Raw genomic sequence first — 15,099 nt, 5'->3', positions numbered from 1 at the left:
TACCACGAAGAGGATGTTGCATTCTTCGAGAGTTATAGCGCATCAGCGAGGGCCACAGCCCGGAACTGCGTTGTGGAAAATCCTTATTCGGGGCATCGTCATTCCCGGCGAAAAAACCCGCCCCAGCCGAAGCCGGAGCGGGTTCTCGAACGTGGAGCTAAGGGGATTCGAACCCCTGACCCCCACACTGCCAGTGTGGTGCGCTACCAACTGCGCCATAGCCCCGTTTGTTGTGCTGTTGAAAGGTACACCACTGCCCCGCACAGGTTCAAAACAGCTGGTCAGGGCACCTCGCCACCGGCCTCTGGGCCGAGCGCGCGGGCCGGGGTGTGCTCGGCCGGCGGCCGGCCCCGGGTCTCGGGGGCGAACGCCCAGCCCACCGCGGCGAACAGCAGGATCGCGCCGCTGATCACGAACGCCCAGGAGAACGAGAAGTACTGCGCGATCAACCCCACCAGCAGCGAACCACCGATCGAGCCGACGTCGGCCATCATCTGGAACGTCGCCACCGCGGTGCCACCGCGCGCCTTGCTGCCGATGATGTCGGCCACCGCGGCCTGCTGCGGCGAGACGAAGATCCCGGTGGCCGCGCCGGCGACGTAGGCCGCGACCAGGAACACCGGCATCGACGTGGTGAAGCCCACCAGCGCGGTGGACACCGCGGCCAGCGTCAGCCCGAAGATCAGCAGCTTGCGCCGCCCCAGCCTGTCCGACAGATAGCCGCTGGGGATGACGACGGAGATGTTGCCCACCGCGAACGCCGTCAGCGCCAGACCCGCCGCGCCCGGCCCGCGACCGAGCACCTCCACGATGAACAGCGGCACCAGCGCGATCCGCAGGCCGAACGACGCCCACCCGGTGGCGAAGTTGGAGAGCAGGGCCGCCTTGTAGGCGCGGTGGGCGAACACGGTACGGAACGGCACCGGCGGCGCCTCGTCCTCGTCCGACCGGCCGCCGATGGTGGATCGCCGCAGGCTGATGAACACCACGGCCGCGGCGACCAGCAGCGCGGCCCCGTAGATCAGGAACGGCGCGGACAGACCGAACCCCACGGTCAGGCTGCCCAGGATGGGCCCGCCGACCGATCCGATCATGAAGCCCGAGGAGAACAATCCGGCCACCCGCCCGCGCGCGTCGGGCGGCGAGATGCGGATCATCAGGCCCAGTGAGGACACCGTGAACATCGCCGACCCTAGGCCACCAAGGGAGCGGAACAGCAGCAGCTGCCAGTAGCTATCGGCCAGCGCGCAGGCGCCCGTCGACACGGCCACGATGATCAGGCCGCTGATATACACCCGGCGTTCCCCGAGCCGCTGGACCAGGAAACCGGCCGGCGGCGCACCGACCAGGCGCATCACCGCGAAGGCGGTGATGACGAACGTGGCCGCGGCGATGCTGACACCGAAATGGCGGGCGTATTGCGGCAGCACCGGGGCCACCACGCCGTAACCGAGCGCGACCACGACATTCGCGGCGACCAGCACCCAGACTTCGCGCGGCAGGCGGCGCTTGGATTCAGTCGGACAGTCGCCCTCCGCAACAGAGCTCACCCGATGACTGTATTCACCACTTCCCTGGCGGCTTCCTGCACCTCGGCCAAGTGCTCGGGTCCCAGATAAGATTCGGCGTAGATCTTGTAGACGTCCTCGGTACCCGAGGGCCGCGCGGCGAACCAGGCGTTCTCGGTGGTGACCTTCAGCCCGCCCAGGCCCGCGCCGTTGCCGGGTGCGGTGGTGAGTTTGGCGGTGATGGGCTCGCCGGCCAGCTCGGTGGCGCTCACCTGTTCGGGTGACAGCTTGGCCAGCCGGGCCTTCTGTTCGCGATCGGCCGGGGCGTCGATGCGCGCGTAGGTGGGTGCGCCGTACGTGTCGGCCAGTTCGGCGTAGCGCTGCGACGGGGTGGACCCGGTGACCGCGAGGATCTCCGAGGCCAGCAACGCCAGGATGATGCCGTCCTTGTCGGTGGTCCAGGTCGAGCCGTCGGTGCGCAGGAAGGATGCGCCCGCGCTCTCCTCGCCGCCGAAACCGATTGTCCCGCCGATCAACCCGTCGACGAACCATTTGAAGCCGACGGGCACCTCGACCAGTTCACGGCCCAGCCCGCCGACCACCCGGTCGATGATCGAACTGCTCACCGCGGTCTTGCCGACCGCCGTGCTGCCGGGCCAGTTCGGGCGATGGGTGAACAGGTAGTCGATGGCGACCGCCAGGTAGTGGTTCGGGTTCATCAACCCGCCGTCGGGGGTGACGATGCCGTGCCGGTCGGAGTCCGCGTCATTGCCGGTGGCGATCTGGTAGTCGCCGATCTTGCCGATGAGCGAGGCCATCGCGTTCGGGGAGCTGCAGTCCATCCGGATCTTGCCGTCGGTGTCCAGCGTCATGAACCGCCACGTCGCGTCGACCAGCGGGTTCACCACCGTGAGATCCAGTTTGTGCGTCTCGGCGATCGCGGCCCAGTAGTCGACGCTGGCGCCGCCCAGCGGGTCGGCCCCGATGCGCACCCCCTGGGCGCGGATGGCGTGCAGATCGACGACGTTCGGCAGGTCCGCGACGTAGGCGTTGAGGTAGTCGTGGCGCTGCGCGACCTGCAGGGCGCGCGAGAGCGGTACCCGCTTCACCGCCCGGATGCCTTCGCGCAGAATCTCATTGGCGCGTTTGGCGATGACGCTGGTGGCGTCGGTGTCGGCGGGTCCGCCGTTGGGCGGGTTGTACTTGAAGCCGCCGTCGCGCGGCGGGTTGTGCGACGGGGTGACGACGATGCCGTCGGCCAGATCGGTGTCGCGGCCCCGGTTGAAGGTGAGGATGGCGTGGCTGACCGCCGGGGTCGGGGTGTAGCGGTCGGCGGCGTCGATCATCGCCACCACGTCGTTGGCGGCGAGCACCTCCAGCGCGGAGGCCCAGGCCGGCTCGCTCAGGGCATGGGTGTCCCGGCCGATGAACAACGGACCCGTGGTGCCCTGGGCGGCGCGGTATTCCACGATGGCCTGGGTGGTGGCCAGGATGTGCGCCTCGTTGAAGGCGCCGTCCAGTGCGGAGCCGCGGTGCCCGGACGTCCCGAACACCACCTGCTGGGCGACGTCGTCGGGATCGGGCTGCACCGTGTAATAGGCGGTGACCAGATGTGCGAGGTCGACGAGATCTTCGGGCTGTGCCGGCTGCCCGGCTCGCGGATTGGCCACCATGACTCCATCCTTGCCTACCCGCGGCGCCGGTGTCTCGTCCTAGGTGCAAGCCCGTTGCAAGTTCGTCGCAAGTGGGCCGTTACAAGGTTGCCGGCATGAACAACTCCGCACGATCAGCCCAACCCGCCGGTAACGTCCGCCGCCCCGGCGATCCGGATCCCGACCTGAGCGGGATCACCCTCACCCACCGCGCGATGGTCACCGACACCCGCCGGCTGGCCGAACTGACCGCCCCCATCGCGCAGCGCCGACTGCCGTGCGGGCCCAAACGGGCCAAGGCGGTCGCCCGCTACGTCGAGCTGATGTGTGAGTCGATCCACCATCACCACACCATGGAAGACGATGTGCTGTGGCCGGTCATCGAGGCCTCAGCCGGCGATTTCATCGACCTGACCGAACTGACCGAGGACCACGCCGCGCTGGATCCGCGGCTGGACCGGCTGCGGGTGCACGCCGCGGCCTTCGGGCGGTCCGCCGATCCGGAGATGGCCCGGCCGCTGGCCGCCGGCCTGGCCGATCTGCACCGGCTGCTGGAAGCCCACATCGCCGACGAGGAACGTGACCTGTTCCCGGTGATCCGCCGGTACGTCTCGCTCAAGGACTGGGAATCCATCGAGAAGGCGGCCCGGCGCACCGGGCGGTTGTCCTTCGAGGGGCCGCGCATCCTGGGGGTGGCCACCGACGTCGAGCGCGCGACGCTGGCCGCCGGTGTGCCGGGACCGCTGATGTTGCTGCTGCGCTACCTCGCGACCCGGYACCGCCGCTTCGAGCGCGCGGTCTTCGGCTGACTCACCCTCTGTAGCCCGGCGAAACTCGCTTACCCGTCGTCGGCGCGGGTCGAATTACGACCGGTACGCGAGTTTCGCCGCACCAAGGGCGTCAGTCGCACCAAGGGCGTCAGTCGATCAACGCCTGGGCCGCCGTGCGCAGCCGCTCGGTCAGCTCGGCGGCGGCCCGCCGGTAGCGCGCCGCAGCCGCGGTGTCACCGGTGGCGTCGGCGACGGCGGCCAGTGCGGCGTCCACCGGCCCGGTCAGCAGCGTCCCGTTGTCCAGGCCCGCGAAGCGCCCGGAGTACGGCAGCAACTCCGCGGCGGTGGCGTTCGCGACCGCGAGATCGCCCATCGCGACGGCCGCATGAGCCCGCAAGGTGGCCATCGCGACGAAGTAGAAGGATCGCTCGATGGGGATGCGCTCCGCCCAGATCTGCTGGGCCTCTTCGACTCTGCCCGCCTGATGCAGTGCGATGGCCGCGCCGTCGGCGATGATCTTGGACACGAAGCGGTGCACGGCGACCAGGTCGTCGGCCATCGGGGCGAGGCTGCCGCGCACCAGGTTGGCGCTCACCCGGCCCACGATGCCGATGTGCGCCCCGTTGGCGACGCCGTATTCGGCCAGCTTCGCCGAGACCGCGATATAGCCCCGCTCCCCCTCGTCGGCCCGGCCGGCCAGCACGGCCAGTTGCGCACCGAAGGCGTCGAGCACACCCAGCAGGAATCCGAGCTGGCCGGTGCCCGCCCGCGCCACCGCCTGATCGGCGTGCGCGGCCGCACCCGCCAGATCCGAACGCGCGGAGGCGTCCAGGAACGCGAACCAGTGCGCGACCGCCTGGTAATCGATGGCGTCATAGGCCTCGGCCACCGAGAGCAGTTCGGCGACAATGCTTTCACGCTCATGGGCCAGGTCGGGCCCCAGGGAGGCGAAGGCCCGCACGTTGAGCGCGGCACACAGCAGCCGCTGGTTGCCGGCCGGGTGCTGCGCGTGCACGGCCCGGGCCAGCCGCAGCGCCTCGTCGGCGGCGGCCAGTGCCGGATCGTGGTCCACCCCCTCCAATTCGGTGAACAGGGTCAGCAGCAGCCGGGCGCGCACCTGCGGGGGCTGTTCGCGGCCCAGCACCCGGCGTAGCGGGTCGACGATGGCGTGATCGATGAGGTCGCCGTCGCGCACCCGCCACACCAGCGGGCTGTCCGACGCGGTGAGCGCCTGGACCGCCAGCGCATCGTCAGCGCCGACGGCAACCATGGTGTGGTGCAGCTCTTCGCGCGATCCGATCGCATCACCGGCCTGAGCCAGCGCGGCGATCAGACCGCACCGCGCGGGCACCGCCGACGCGTGGTCCGCGCCGGAGAGTTCGAACATGCGCACCGCGGCCCGCCACTGCCTGGCGGCCTCCACCGGCGCACCGACCCCGTCGGCCTCCCTCGCGGCCTTCATCGCAAAACCCGCCGCCTCGGCGGCGGTCTCGGTAGTGGCGGCGGCCACGGCGTGGTAGGCCAGCGATGCCGCGTCGCCATGGCCGGATGCACGTAACAGGTCCAGCGCCGCGGCATGCAGTCGGGACCGGCGCAGCACGGAGGTGTCTTCGTAGAGGGTGTCCCGGATCAKRTTGTGCGCGAACCTGATCCGCCCGGGAGCCGGCTCGTCGAGCAGCCCGGTGAGCACCGCGGGTTCCAGCGCGTCGAGTAGTTCGTCGTCATCGCTGCGGGCCAGTTCGCCCAGCAGGGTGATATCGACCTCGCGGCCCAGCACCGCCGCCTGGCGCAGCGCGGTCGCGGTCTGCGGTGGCAGCCGGGCCAGCCTGCGCCGGACCACATCACCGACCCCGGCGGGAATCCCGCCGTGCGCGGCGTCCACACCTTCGGCGACCATCAGCCGGGCCAGCTCACGGACGAACAACGGGTTGCCGCCGGTGCGTTCCCGCAACAGCCGCAACGTTTCCCGGGTCACCGCGGGCAGTCCGCAATCGGTGGCCAGCGCGGTCAGCGCCGCGTCGTCCAGACCGGACAGGGTCAGATGCGCGGCGGTGTGGTTGGCCAGCGCGGCGCGGGCCTGACCCAGTTCGGCCCCGGATTCCGAGGGCCGGTAGGTGCCGATGACGAGCACCCGGCCAGCCCCGAGCCGATCCGCGGTCAGCCGCAACAGCTCCAGCGTCAGCCCGTCGGTGCGGTGCAGGTCGTCGAGCACGATGAGCAGGGGTGCCCGCTCGGCGGCCTGGCCGAGCACCTCGGCCAGCGCGTGCGCGATCCAGAACACCGTGCCCTCGGCGGTCTGCTCGGAGGCGGCCCGGCCGTCGTGCAGCAGCGGCGCCAGCGCCGCAGACTGCCGCGGTGGCAATGTGGCGGTGAAGGTTTCGAGGACCTCGGTCCACGCCCAGCCCGGTGGCGCGCCGTCGACCTCGGGACTGCGCCCGGCGACCACCGTCCAGCCGGCCTTGCGCAGCCGGGCCGCTGCCGTCTCGACCACGGTGGTCTTGCCGGCACCGGCCTCACCGCCGATCCACACCACCCGCAGCCCGCCGCGCATCGCGGCGGCGGCCGCCACGTCGATGGCGGCCAGTTCGTCGGCGCGCCCGCGGGTGGGACTGGCATCGGGCACGTCGGGGGGCGCCGACACGGGTGCCGGCGCCACCGCGATGGGGTCCAGGTGATCGGCGTGGCGCAGGATGTCGCGTTCCAGATCCCGCAGCGCCCGTCCGGGTTCCAGTCCGAGCTCGTCGGTGAGGTAGCTGGTGGTGCGGCGCAAGACGTCCAGGGCCGCCGTCTGGTGACCGGAGCGGTACCGCGCGACCGCGAGCAGGCAGGCGGCGGCCTCGCGGTCCGGGTGATCACGTACGTGCGGTTCCAGCACCCGGGCCACCACACCGTGCTGTCCCAGGGCGGACTGCGCCGCGGCGTGCGCCTCGGTGACGGACAGCCGCAGTTCGGCCAGCCGCGCCACTTCGGGGGCCGCCCACAGCGCGTCGCGGACCTCGACGTAGGGACCACCGGTCCACGCGGCGACCAGATCCTCCAGCAGCGCCGCCCGCTGCTGCGGGTCGCTGCATTGCTCGGCCGCGGCGATCCCGGACTCCAACGACCACACATCGACGGCCTCGTCGGGCAGCCGCAGGCAGTACCCGGGGGCGGCACTGACGATCACCCGGGCCGCGGCCCGGCGTTCGCGGCCGGGTTCCAGCACCCGGCGCAGATGAGAGATGTAGGCCTGCAGCGCCGCCAGTGCCTTCGGCGGTGGCTCACCGGCCCAGAGGTCCTCGATCAGCCGGTCCACCGACACCACGTCGCCGTGCGCGAGGACCAGGCGCACCAGCACCGACCGCTGTTTGGGCCCGGCCAGATCGACCGGCTGCCCGTCCACCCACGCCCGGACCGGACCGAGTACGGAGATCCGCACCTGAAGGAGATCCTGCGCCGTCATGGTGTGCCGACCCTATCGGTCCCGCCGCCGGGCTACATACTTTGCGGTGTGGCGATCACCGACCGGCGGGAACTGGCCGCGGTGTTCCTCGGCGGTGCGCTGGGAACGCTGGCGCGGGCCGCGCTCAGCCACGTCCTCGCGGTGCCGCCGGGGCACTGGCCGTGGGCGACGTTCCTCGTCAACATCGCCGGAGCCGCGCTGCTCGGGTACTTCACCACCCGACTGCTGGAACGGCTGCCCGCCTCGGGGTATCGCCGCCCGCTGCTGGGCACCGGGTTGTGCGGCGGCCTGACCACCTTCTCCACCATGCAGGTCGAGGTGCTGGTGATGCTGGAGCACGGGCACCACGCACTGGCCGCCGCCTACACCGTGGTGAGTATCGGGCTCGGCCTGCTGGCGGTGCAGGCGACCACGGCGCTGGTCAGGCGGGTCCGGGTCCGGTGAACACAGCGGTGGTGTGGGCGGGTGTGATGCTGCTCGGCGGGGTCGGCGCGGTGTGCCGGCTGCTGGTGGACCGGGCGGTGTCGGCCCGGTTCAGGGTCGCGGGCGGTTTCCCGGTGGGCACGCTCGCGGTGAACGTCAGCGGCGCGTGGTTACTCGGCTTCCTCGGCGCACTGACCCTGCCACCGCACGCCGCGCTGCTGGCCGGCACCGCGTTCGTCGGCGCCTATACGACGTTCTCCACCTGGATGCTGGAAACCCAGCGGCTCGGCGAGGAACGCCAAGGACGGACGGCTGCGGCCAATATCGTGCTGTCCGTCGCGCTGGGACTGGCGGGGGCCTGGCTCGGCCAGCTGATCGGGCGGGCACTGTGAGTGCCGAACTGCTGAAGCTGACCGCCTACTTCGGTGAGCGGCTGCGCGGTGCGCACGGGTTCGTGGCCGACGAAATGCTGGACCTGTTCGGCACCGAGCAGGTGGCCGACAGCGTGGTGCTGCGCGGGATCGGCGGATTCGGTCCCAGTCATCGGTTGCGCACCGACCGATCGCTTTCGGCGTCCGAGGATCTACCGGTGGCGCTGGTCGCGGTGGACACCGCCGACCGCATCGCCGCCCTGGCGCCACCGGTGGTGGCCGCCATTTCCCGCGGCATCGTCACCCTGGAACGGGCCGGGACCGGGGTTCACGGTTCCGGCTCGGCCAAGCTCACCGTCTACACCGGTCGTCAGACCCGGATCGGCGGCCGCCCGGCGTACCGGGAGATCTGCGCGATGCTGCACCGGCTCGGATTTGCCGGCGCGGCAGTGTTTCTCGGGGTGGACGGCACCGAACGCGGCGCGCGCCGACGGGCCCGGTTCTTCAGCACCAACACCGAGGTGCCGGTGATGATCATCGCGTCCGGTACCGACGAGCAGGTGACGGCGGCGTTGCCGGGTATCCGTGACCTGTTGCCCGCCGCGACGATGACGGTGGAACGCATTCAGGTGTGTAAGCGCGACGGGCAGCTGCTGGCCCGGCCCGCCGCGCTCGCCGCCACCGACGCCGACGGCCTGCCGCTGTGGCAGAAACTCACCGTGCACACCTCCGAGGGCACCCGGCGCGACGGCGTCCCGATCCACCGCGCGATCCTCGACGTGCTGCGCGCCGAGCGGGCCGCCGGCGGCGCCACCGTGCTGCGCGGGATCTGGGGCTTTCACGGAGCGCATGCGCCGCACGGGGACCGACTTTTTCAACTCGGACGTGAGGTCCCCGTCACAACCGTCGTCGTCGACACCCCGGAGCGGATCGCTGCGTGCTTCGACCTGATCGACCCCCTGACCGGCGTGCATGGCCTGATCACCAGTGAAGTTGTGCCCGCACTAGTCTCGATTGACGGCGGCGTAAGGAGGGGCGGCATCACCCTCGCCCGCCCGGCGGGCTGAGGCTACGTTCGGTAAGCCTACCCTGAGTAAATTCTCAGGTGTAGGGTCGCCGAACATGGAAATGTCACAGCCCGAAGCGGTCAATCCGGAGCTCCTGGCCATCCTGCGCGACGATCTCAACATCGACGTCAGCCGGGTCTCGCGCGACTCCCGACTGGTCGACGATGTCGGCATGGATTCGGTGGCCTTCGCCGTCGGCATGGTCGCCATCGAGGACCGCTTGGGCGCGGCACTTTCCGAGGAAGATCTGCTCAGCTGCGAGACCCTCGGCGACCTGGAAAAGGTGGTGCTGGCCAAGCTGCCCGCGGATCAGGCCAACGCGTGACCGCGGCGCCATGGGGTCTGGCGCAGGCGCTTTCGGAGGCGATGACGTCCTCGGACCGGTCGCTGTCGGTGCTCGACACCGACGCCGGCACGTGGAACCGTCACCCGTGGGGCGAAATTCACGCGCGCGCCGAGAACGTCGCTGCGCGCATCTGTGATGACGGCGCGTCCGCGATCGGCCTCGTCGGCGATCCCACCGCGGAGTTCATCGCCGCCATCCCCGGGGCCTTCCTGGCCGGTGCCGCCGTCTCGATCCTGCCCGGGCCGGTGCGCGGCGCCGACCCGAAGCGCTGGGCACGCGCCACCCTGGAGCGCTTCGACCGCGTCGGGGTGCGCACCGTGTTCAGCCACGGCTCCCATCTGCGTGAGCTGGCCGGCGCCGAGAGCGACATCGCGGTGCACGATGTCGGTGCGGTCGCGCACGCGCAGCGCTCCACCACCCACGCCGGAATGGTGACCGGCACCGGTGCGGCTGTGCTGCAGGGCACCGCGGGCTCCACCGGAACCCCACGGACAGCGCAACTCTCGCCCGAGGCCGTACTGGCCAACATCGGTGCGCTGGTGCAGCGCGTCGGGGTCACCGACGCCGACTGCGGCCATTCCTGGCTGCCGCTCTACCACGACATGGGCCTGTCCTTCGTGCTCACGATGGCGCTGGCCGGCGGAGACCTGTGGCAGGCACCGACATCGGCGTTCTCCTCCTCCCCGTTCGGCTGGATCAAATGGCTCACCGAGAGCCGCGCAACGCTGACCGCCGCGCCGAACATGGCCTACAACATCGTCGGCAAGTACGCCGGGCTGGTCAGCGAGGCCGACTTCTCGCATCTGCGTTTCGCACTCAACGGTGGTGAACCCGTCGACTGCGACGGCAGCCGGCTGTTCGCCGAGAAGATGGCCACGTTCGGACTCGACCCCCGCGCGCTGGCCCCGTCCTACGGCCTGGCCGAATCCAACTGTGCGGTGGCGGTTCCCGGGCCTGGCCACGGACTGCAGGTCGACGAGATCCACATCGTCACCGATGCCGGCGGCTACATCCGCAAGCATGCCGTGCTGGGAGAGGCCATCCCCGGCATGGAGATCCGCATCGCACCCAACGACCGGTTCGCCGGCGATGTCTCCGACCGCGAGGTCGGCGAGGTGGAGATCCGCGGCACCTCGATGATGAGCGGATATCTCGGCGAGGACGCGGTCGACCGCGAAAGCTGGTTTCCCACCGGGGATATCGGTTACTTCCTGGACGGCAGCCTGGTGATCTGCGGGCGCGCCAAGGAGATCATCACCGTCGCCGGGCGCAACATCTTCCCGACGGAGATCGAGACGGTGGCCGCCCAGGTCGAGGGTGTCCGGGCCGGTGCCGTCGTTGCCGTCGGCACCGATGGGCCTGCCACCCGTCCCGGCCTGGTGATCGCCGCCGAATTCAAGGGTGCCGACGAACCGGCCGCCCGCACCGCACTGGTCGAGCTGATCGCCTCCGAATGCGGCGTCGTGCCTGCCGAAGTCGTCTTCATGCGGCCCGGATCGCTGCCCCGGACATCCTCGGGCAAGCTGCGCCGGCTCGAAGTCAAACGCAACCTGGAGGGCGCGGGACAGTGACCGCCACCATCGACACCGCCGAACCGACCTCGCTGGAGGACTTCCAGGAACTGCTGAGCCGGGTCTTCGACGACCGGGTCCGGGCCTGGACCGCCGACGCCGAGCGCACCGGGAAGTTCCCCCGCGAGCTCATCGAATACCTGGGCGCCGAAGGGGTTTTCACCGCCAAGTGGGGAGACTCGCAGCATCCCGACGTGGCCAAGGTGATCGCGCTGGCGCTGGAGTTGGGCAAGCTGGGGTCGGCCGGTATCGCCGTCGGGGTCAGCCTGCACGACTCGGCCATCGCGCTGCTGCGCCGGTTCGGCCGCTCCGAGCATCTGAAGGACATCACCGAGAAGGCCATCCGCGGCGAGGTCGTGCTGTGCGTCGGCGCCTCGGAGGAGTCCGGCGGATCGGACCTGCAGATCGTCGAGACCAAGGTGCGTTCGGTACGCGACGGGTTCGAGGTCAAGGGCATCAAGAAGTTCGTCTCGCTGTCCCCCATCGCCGATTACGTGATGGCGGTGGCCCGCAACATCGACAACGACCCGGACAGCAGGCACGGCAATGTCGTCGTCGTCGCCGTCCCCCTGCATGATCCAGGTGTGCAGGTGCAGCAGCCGTACAACAAGGTCGGCGCCGGACCGCTGGACACCGCCGCGGTGCACATCGACACCTGGGTGCCCGCCGACGCACTGGTGGCCAGGGCGGGTATCGGCCTGGCCGCCATCTCCTGGGGGTTGGCCCACGAGCGCATGTCGGTGGCAGGCCAGATCGCCGGCAGCTGTCAGCGGGTGCTGGGAATCACGTTGGCCCGCATGATGACACGCAGTCAGTTCGGCCGCACGCTGTACGAACATCAGGCGCTGCGGATGCGGATGGCCGACCTGCAGGCGCGAGTGGACATGCTGCGCCACGCGCTCACCGGGATCGCCGTCGGCGGGAAACTCGACCTGCGCACCGCCGCCGCCATGAAGGTGTGTGCGGCCCGCCTGGGCGAGGAAGTGGTCTCCGAATGCATGCACATCTTCGGTGGCACAGGCTATTTGGTCGACGAGACGCCGCTGGGCCAGTGGTGGCGGGATATGAAGCTGGCGCGCGTCGGCGGCGGCACCGATGAGGTGCTGTGGGAACTCGTCGCGGCCGCGATGAAGCCGGATTACGACGGCTACGAAGAGATGATGGGCGCCGCTACCTAGCGCGAGCAGTCGCAAATGGTCGCTATTTCGCAGTGAATAGGGGCCATTTGTGTCTGCTCGCGGGGATAAAAGGAGCTACTTGGGCGCCGGGATGTCCTCGGGCGTACGTGGAAAGACATACAGCGCCATCTTGCGATTGGCCATCTGGTGCTCACCGAGGAACGTGCAGCCCACGTATTCGACGAGCCGGCGGGCACCGATGTTGCGGTGGTCGGGATCGAACATGATGCGCCGGCATTCGGGTTCGAGGTCGAACATGTCCTTCATCAGCCGGGGCAGCATCAGCGGCGCGATCCCCCGGTTCACCAGTTTGGTGTCGGCGATGGCGGCGTGCATGCCGAGGTCGTAGGGATCGGCGTCATACCGGGTGGCGATGGAATCCTTTGCCGCGCGGTACAGCTCGACATAGCCGATGTCCTCGCCCTTGCGGCTGGTGAGGAACGGACGGGAAAACGTCCCCGCCATTTGGGCCTTGAGGTAGAGCCGCCAGCGCTCCGGCGGCCAGGCGTACTCCCAGGCCTCCGCGAGGTGTGGGAGGTTCATCCACTCCGAGATCAGCTCGGCGTCGGTGTCCGGGTCGACAAGTCGCGCGGCGTACGGTGCGGCGATGTCGGGGATCTGCGGCGGGCCGACCAGACGCACCGCGTCCGGGATGTCGGTGAGCTCGCGCGGAAGAATCGGCAGTGCCTCGTCAATGTCGATCATTTGATATGCGACCCTACCTAACCGCCCGAAGTTGGAGTGTCCTACGCCAGCTCGGCGGCGTGCGCCCTGAGATGGCTCTCAGGTGTACCCCACCGCGAAGGTTTCCAATCTCCGCGGGAGCATCATAGGTACATGACGCGCGACCACGTCGAGGAACTACGCCGCTGGGAAGACTCGGGCGCGCACTGGCAGGTGGTGGCCCGGTCAGCTGATCGGCTGACCATTGCGCTGCTGCGGTGCGACGGCGGCGAGGAGGTCGAACGGCTCGTCTCCGATGACCCCGCGCTGCTGGCCTTCGTCGGTGTGCGGGATCGCTCCGACGACTGAGCCCTGACACTTAGAGTGTCTTACTGTGCAGACCCCGTTCGCCGACGCCGAGCCGGCCGACTCCGCCGAGGAGCAGGAGAACGCCGCCGCGCTCGGGGCGGACCTGCCCTCCGGGGAACCGGCGCTGGCCCTGCAGAAGATGGAGAACCGGCTGGTCCGGCTGAACCTGGCACACCCGGGCGTGCTCAGCGCCGAGCAGGTCCGCAAGCTGCGCTACCTGCTCAATTTCGCCAAACTGGCCGACTTCGAGCCGGGTGCGGCCGGCCCCGGCGGGTCCCGCGGCCGCGGCGACGTCTCGGTCGRCGCGGAGCAGAGTGCCTGGCAGGCCCGGGTGGCCGACGCCCTGCACGGACCGCTGCGCAAGGAGAAGCACGGCGTCACCGCGCTGAAAGCGGCGCGGGATCTGCTGGCCACGCTGGCCGCCGACCAGGAGACTCAACGGCGCGTCCTTGCGCAGCGCCACGGCAGTGACTTCTCCCTGGCAGAACTGGACGCGGAGGTCGGGCACAAGAAGCTGGTCACCGTGCTCGGCGGCGGTGGCGGCGCGGGCTTCGTCTACATCGGCGGAATGCAGCGCCTGCTGGAAGCCGGTCAGGTGCCCGACTACATGATCGGCTCATCCATCGGGTCGGTGATCGGTTCGGTGCTGGCCCGGACCCTGCCCGTGCCGATCGAGGAATACGTGGCGTGGGCGAAATCGGTGTCCTACCGGTCGATCCTCGGTCCCGAACAGCTGCGCCGCAGGCACGGGCTCACCGGGGTGTTCTCGCTGCGCTTCGACCAGTTCGCGCACGCCCTGTTCACCCGCCCCGACGGCGAGCAGATGCGGATGTCGGATCTGGGGATCCCGTTCGATGCGGTGATCGCCGGGGTGCGCAGGCAACCGTTCGCTGCGCTGCCGGCCAAGTTCCGTCACCAGGAGCTGGCCGTGCTGAAGCTGCGCACCCTGCCGTTCCTGCCGATCGGGCTCGGGCCGGAGGTGGCGGCCCGGCTGTGGCAGGCCGCCGCGTTCATCGATTCGCGGGTGGTCAAGGCGGTCGTGGTCGGCGGCGACGAGCTGACCCGCGACTTCAATGTCGTTGACGCCGCCTCGTTCTCGTCGGCCATTCCCGGCGTGCTGCACCATGAGACGCGGGATCCGCGGATGATCCCCATCCTGGATGCGGTGCTGGCGGTCAACGATGTCGCGGCCATCGTCGACGGCGGGACGGCCAGCAATGTGCCGGTGGAGCTGGCGTGGAAACGGATCCGGGACGGCCGGCTGGGTACCCGCAACGCCTGCTATCTGGCCTTCGACTGCTTCCACCCGCAGTGGGATCCGCGGCATCTGTGGCTGGCCCCGATCGCGCAGGCCATCCAGCTGCAGATGGTGCGCAACCTGCCGTACTCCGATCACATCGTCCGGTTCTCGCCCACCCTGTCGCCGGTCAATCTGGCGCCGTCGCGGGGTTCCATCGACCGGGCCTGCGCCTGGGGACACAAGCGGGCCGACAAGGCCATCCCGATCACCTCGGCTCTGCTGCAACCGATCTGGTGGGAGGAAGCCGCCCCGGCCGGCACACCCGGGCATGCCACGGCATCGGTGGCATCGCCGATGAGCGAAGTACTCTCCGGGGTTACCCGGCCGCGCAACCGATTCGGGCGCTGGCGCAACCGCTACATCACCTAGAGGTCGCTCGCGTCGTCGGGTACGTCGACGGCGTGCTCGGCGAGGGCCTCCAGCGGGACGACCTGCAGGG

13 protein-coding genes and 1 tRNA gene are annotated in these 15,099 nt (G+C 69.9%); 9 read left to right on the top strand and 5 right to left on the bottom strand.

Going from position 1 to position 15,099, the window contains the following annotated elements; all coding sequences use genetic code 11:
• Positions 1-152: 152 nt before the first annotated feature.
• The 3 genes from AC1DTF_RS22645 to pgm all read right to left on the bottom strand — a co-directional run bounded on the left by AC1DTF_RS22645 (position 153) and on the right by pgm (position 3,181).
• Positions 153-225, bottom strand: a tRNA-Ala gene (locus tag AC1DTF_RS22645).
• 56 nt (positions 226-281) lie between these two features.
• A complete protein-coding gene (locus AC1DTF_RS22640) occupies positions 282-1,550 on the bottom strand; it encodes an MFS transporter (RefSeq protein WP_477475703.1) in 1,269 nt (422 codons plus the stop codon).
• Complete coding sequence (gene pgm, locus AC1DTF_RS22635) at positions 1,547-3,181, bottom strand: phosphoglucomutase (alpha-D-glucose-1,6-bisphosphate-dependent) (RefSeq protein WP_477475702.1); 1,635 nt, start codon at positions 3,179-3,181, stop codon at positions 1,547-1,549. Before pgm ends, AC1DTF_RS22640 begins: the two co-directional genes overlap by 4 nt.
• 95 nt (positions 3,182-3,276) lie before the next feature.
• On the opposite strand from pgm, the gene AC1DTF_RS22630 reads away from it, so the two are divergent.
• Positions 3,277-3,969, top strand: coding sequence for a hemerythrin domain-containing protein (locus tag AC1DTF_RS22630; RefSeq protein ID WP_477475701.1), 693 nt, complete (start codon positions 3,277-3,279; stop codon positions 3,967-3,969).
• A 109-nt stretch (positions 3,970-4,078) separates the two neighbouring features.
• Here the strand turns inward: AC1DTF_RS22630 and AC1DTF_RS22625 are convergent, their stop codons facing one another.
• Entirely contained in the window at positions 4,079-7,372 is a 3,294-nt protein-coding gene (locus tag AC1DTF_RS22625) for a BTAD domain-containing putative transcriptional regulator (RefSeq protein ID WP_477475700.1), read from the bottom strand.
• A 48-nt stretch (positions 7,373-7,420) separates the two neighbouring features.
• Here AC1DTF_RS22625 and crcB (AC1DTF_RS22620) point away from each other — a divergent pair, with 48 nt between their 5' ends.
• The 6 genes from crcB (AC1DTF_RS22620) to mbtN are packed head-to-tail and all read left to right on the top strand — an operon-like array spanning position 7,421 to position 12,328.
• A complete protein-coding gene (gene crcB, locus AC1DTF_RS22620) occupies positions 7,421-7,816 on the top strand; it encodes a fluoride efflux transporter CrcB (RefSeq protein ID WP_057167436.1) in 396 nt (131 codons plus the stop codon).
• Between the two features lie 26 nt (positions 7,817-7,842).
• Positions 7,843-8,187, top strand: a complete 345-nt coding sequence (crcB, locus tag AC1DTF_RS22615) for a fluoride efflux transporter CrcB (RefSeq protein WP_057167742.1) — start codon at positions 7,843-7,845, stop codon at positions 8,185-8,187.
• Entirely contained in the window at positions 8,184-9,233 is a 1,050-nt protein-coding gene (locus tag AC1DTF_RS22610; protein WP_477475699.1) for a DUF190 domain-containing protein, read from the top strand. Before crcB (AC1DTF_RS22615) ends, AC1DTF_RS22610 begins: the two co-directional genes overlap by 4 nt.
• Positions 9,234-9,288: 55 nt before the next feature.
• Positions 9,289-9,558, top strand: coding sequence for an acyl carrier protein (locus AC1DTF_RS22605; RefSeq protein ID WP_057167438.1), 270 nt, complete (start codon positions 9,289-9,291; stop codon positions 9,556-9,558).
• Between the two features lie 17 nt (positions 9,559-9,575).
• Positions 9,576-11,150, top strand: a complete 1,575-nt coding sequence (mbtM, locus tag AC1DTF_RS22600; RefSeq protein WP_477475718.1) for a long-chain-fatty acid--ACP ligase MbtM — start codon at positions 9,576-9,578, stop codon at positions 11,148-11,150.
• On the top strand, positions 11,147-12,328 hold the full coding sequence (gene mbtN / locus AC1DTF_RS22595; RefSeq protein ID WP_477475698.1) for a mycobactin biosynthesis acyl-ACP dehydrogenase MbtN: 1,182 nt from the start codon (positions 11,147-11,149) through the stop codon (positions 12,326-12,328). Before mbtM ends, mbtN begins: the two co-directional genes overlap by 4 nt.
• A gap of 75 nt (positions 12,329-12,403) precedes the next feature.
• On the opposite strand, the gene AC1DTF_RS22590 is transcribed toward mbtN, so the two are convergent.
• Complete coding sequence (locus AC1DTF_RS22590; protein ID WP_477475697.1) at positions 12,404-13,033, bottom strand: GNAT family N-acetyltransferase; 630 nt, start codon at positions 13,031-13,033, stop codon at positions 12,404-12,406.
• A 132-nt stretch (positions 13,034-13,165) separates the two neighbouring features.
• Here AC1DTF_RS22590 and AC1DTF_RS22585 point away from each other — a divergent pair, with 132 nt between their 5' ends.
• Positions 13,166-13,360 carry a hypothetical protein gene (locus AC1DTF_RS22585; RefSeq protein WP_057167442.1) on the top strand — a complete coding sequence of 65 codons (195 nt, stop codon included), beginning with the start codon at positions 13,166-13,168 and terminating at the stop codon, positions 13,358-13,360.
• Positions 13,361-13,385: 25 nt separating this feature from the next.
• Positions 13,386-15,029 (top strand): patatin-like phospholipase family protein, encoded by a 1,644-nt coding sequence (locus AC1DTF_RS22580; protein ID WP_477475696.1) that lies wholly within the window; start codon positions 13,386-13,388, stop codon positions 15,027-15,029.
• The last annotated feature ends 70 nt before the right edge of the window (positions 15,030-15,099 follow it).

The organism is Mycobacterium sp. P4_H6 (genome assembly GCF_056400845.1).
This window is presented reverse-complemented; position numbering and strand designations above follow the sequence as displayed.

Bases quoted from the DNA above. Each gene is read 5' to 3' on its own strand.
- AC1DTF_RS22585 (WP_057167442.1), top strand. From the start codon at position 13,166: ATGACGCGCGACCACGTCGAGGAACTACGCCGCTGGGAAGACTCGGGC.
- AC1DTF_RS22590 (WP_477475697.1), bottom strand. From the start codon at position 13,033: ATGATCGACATTGACGAGGCACTGCCGATTCTTCCGCGCGAGCTCACC.
- crcB (WP_057167742.1), top strand. From the start codon at position 7,843: ATGCTGCTCGGCGGGGTCGGCGCGGTGTGCCGGCTGCTGGTGGACCGG.
- AC1DTF_RS22605 (WP_057167438.1), top strand. From the start codon at position 9,289: ATGGAAATGTCACAGCCCGAAGCGGTCAATCCGGAGCTCCTGGCCATC.
- pgm (WP_477475702.1), bottom strand. From the start codon at position 3,181: ATGGTGGCCAATCCGCGAGCCGGGCAGCCGGCACAGCCCGAAGATCTC.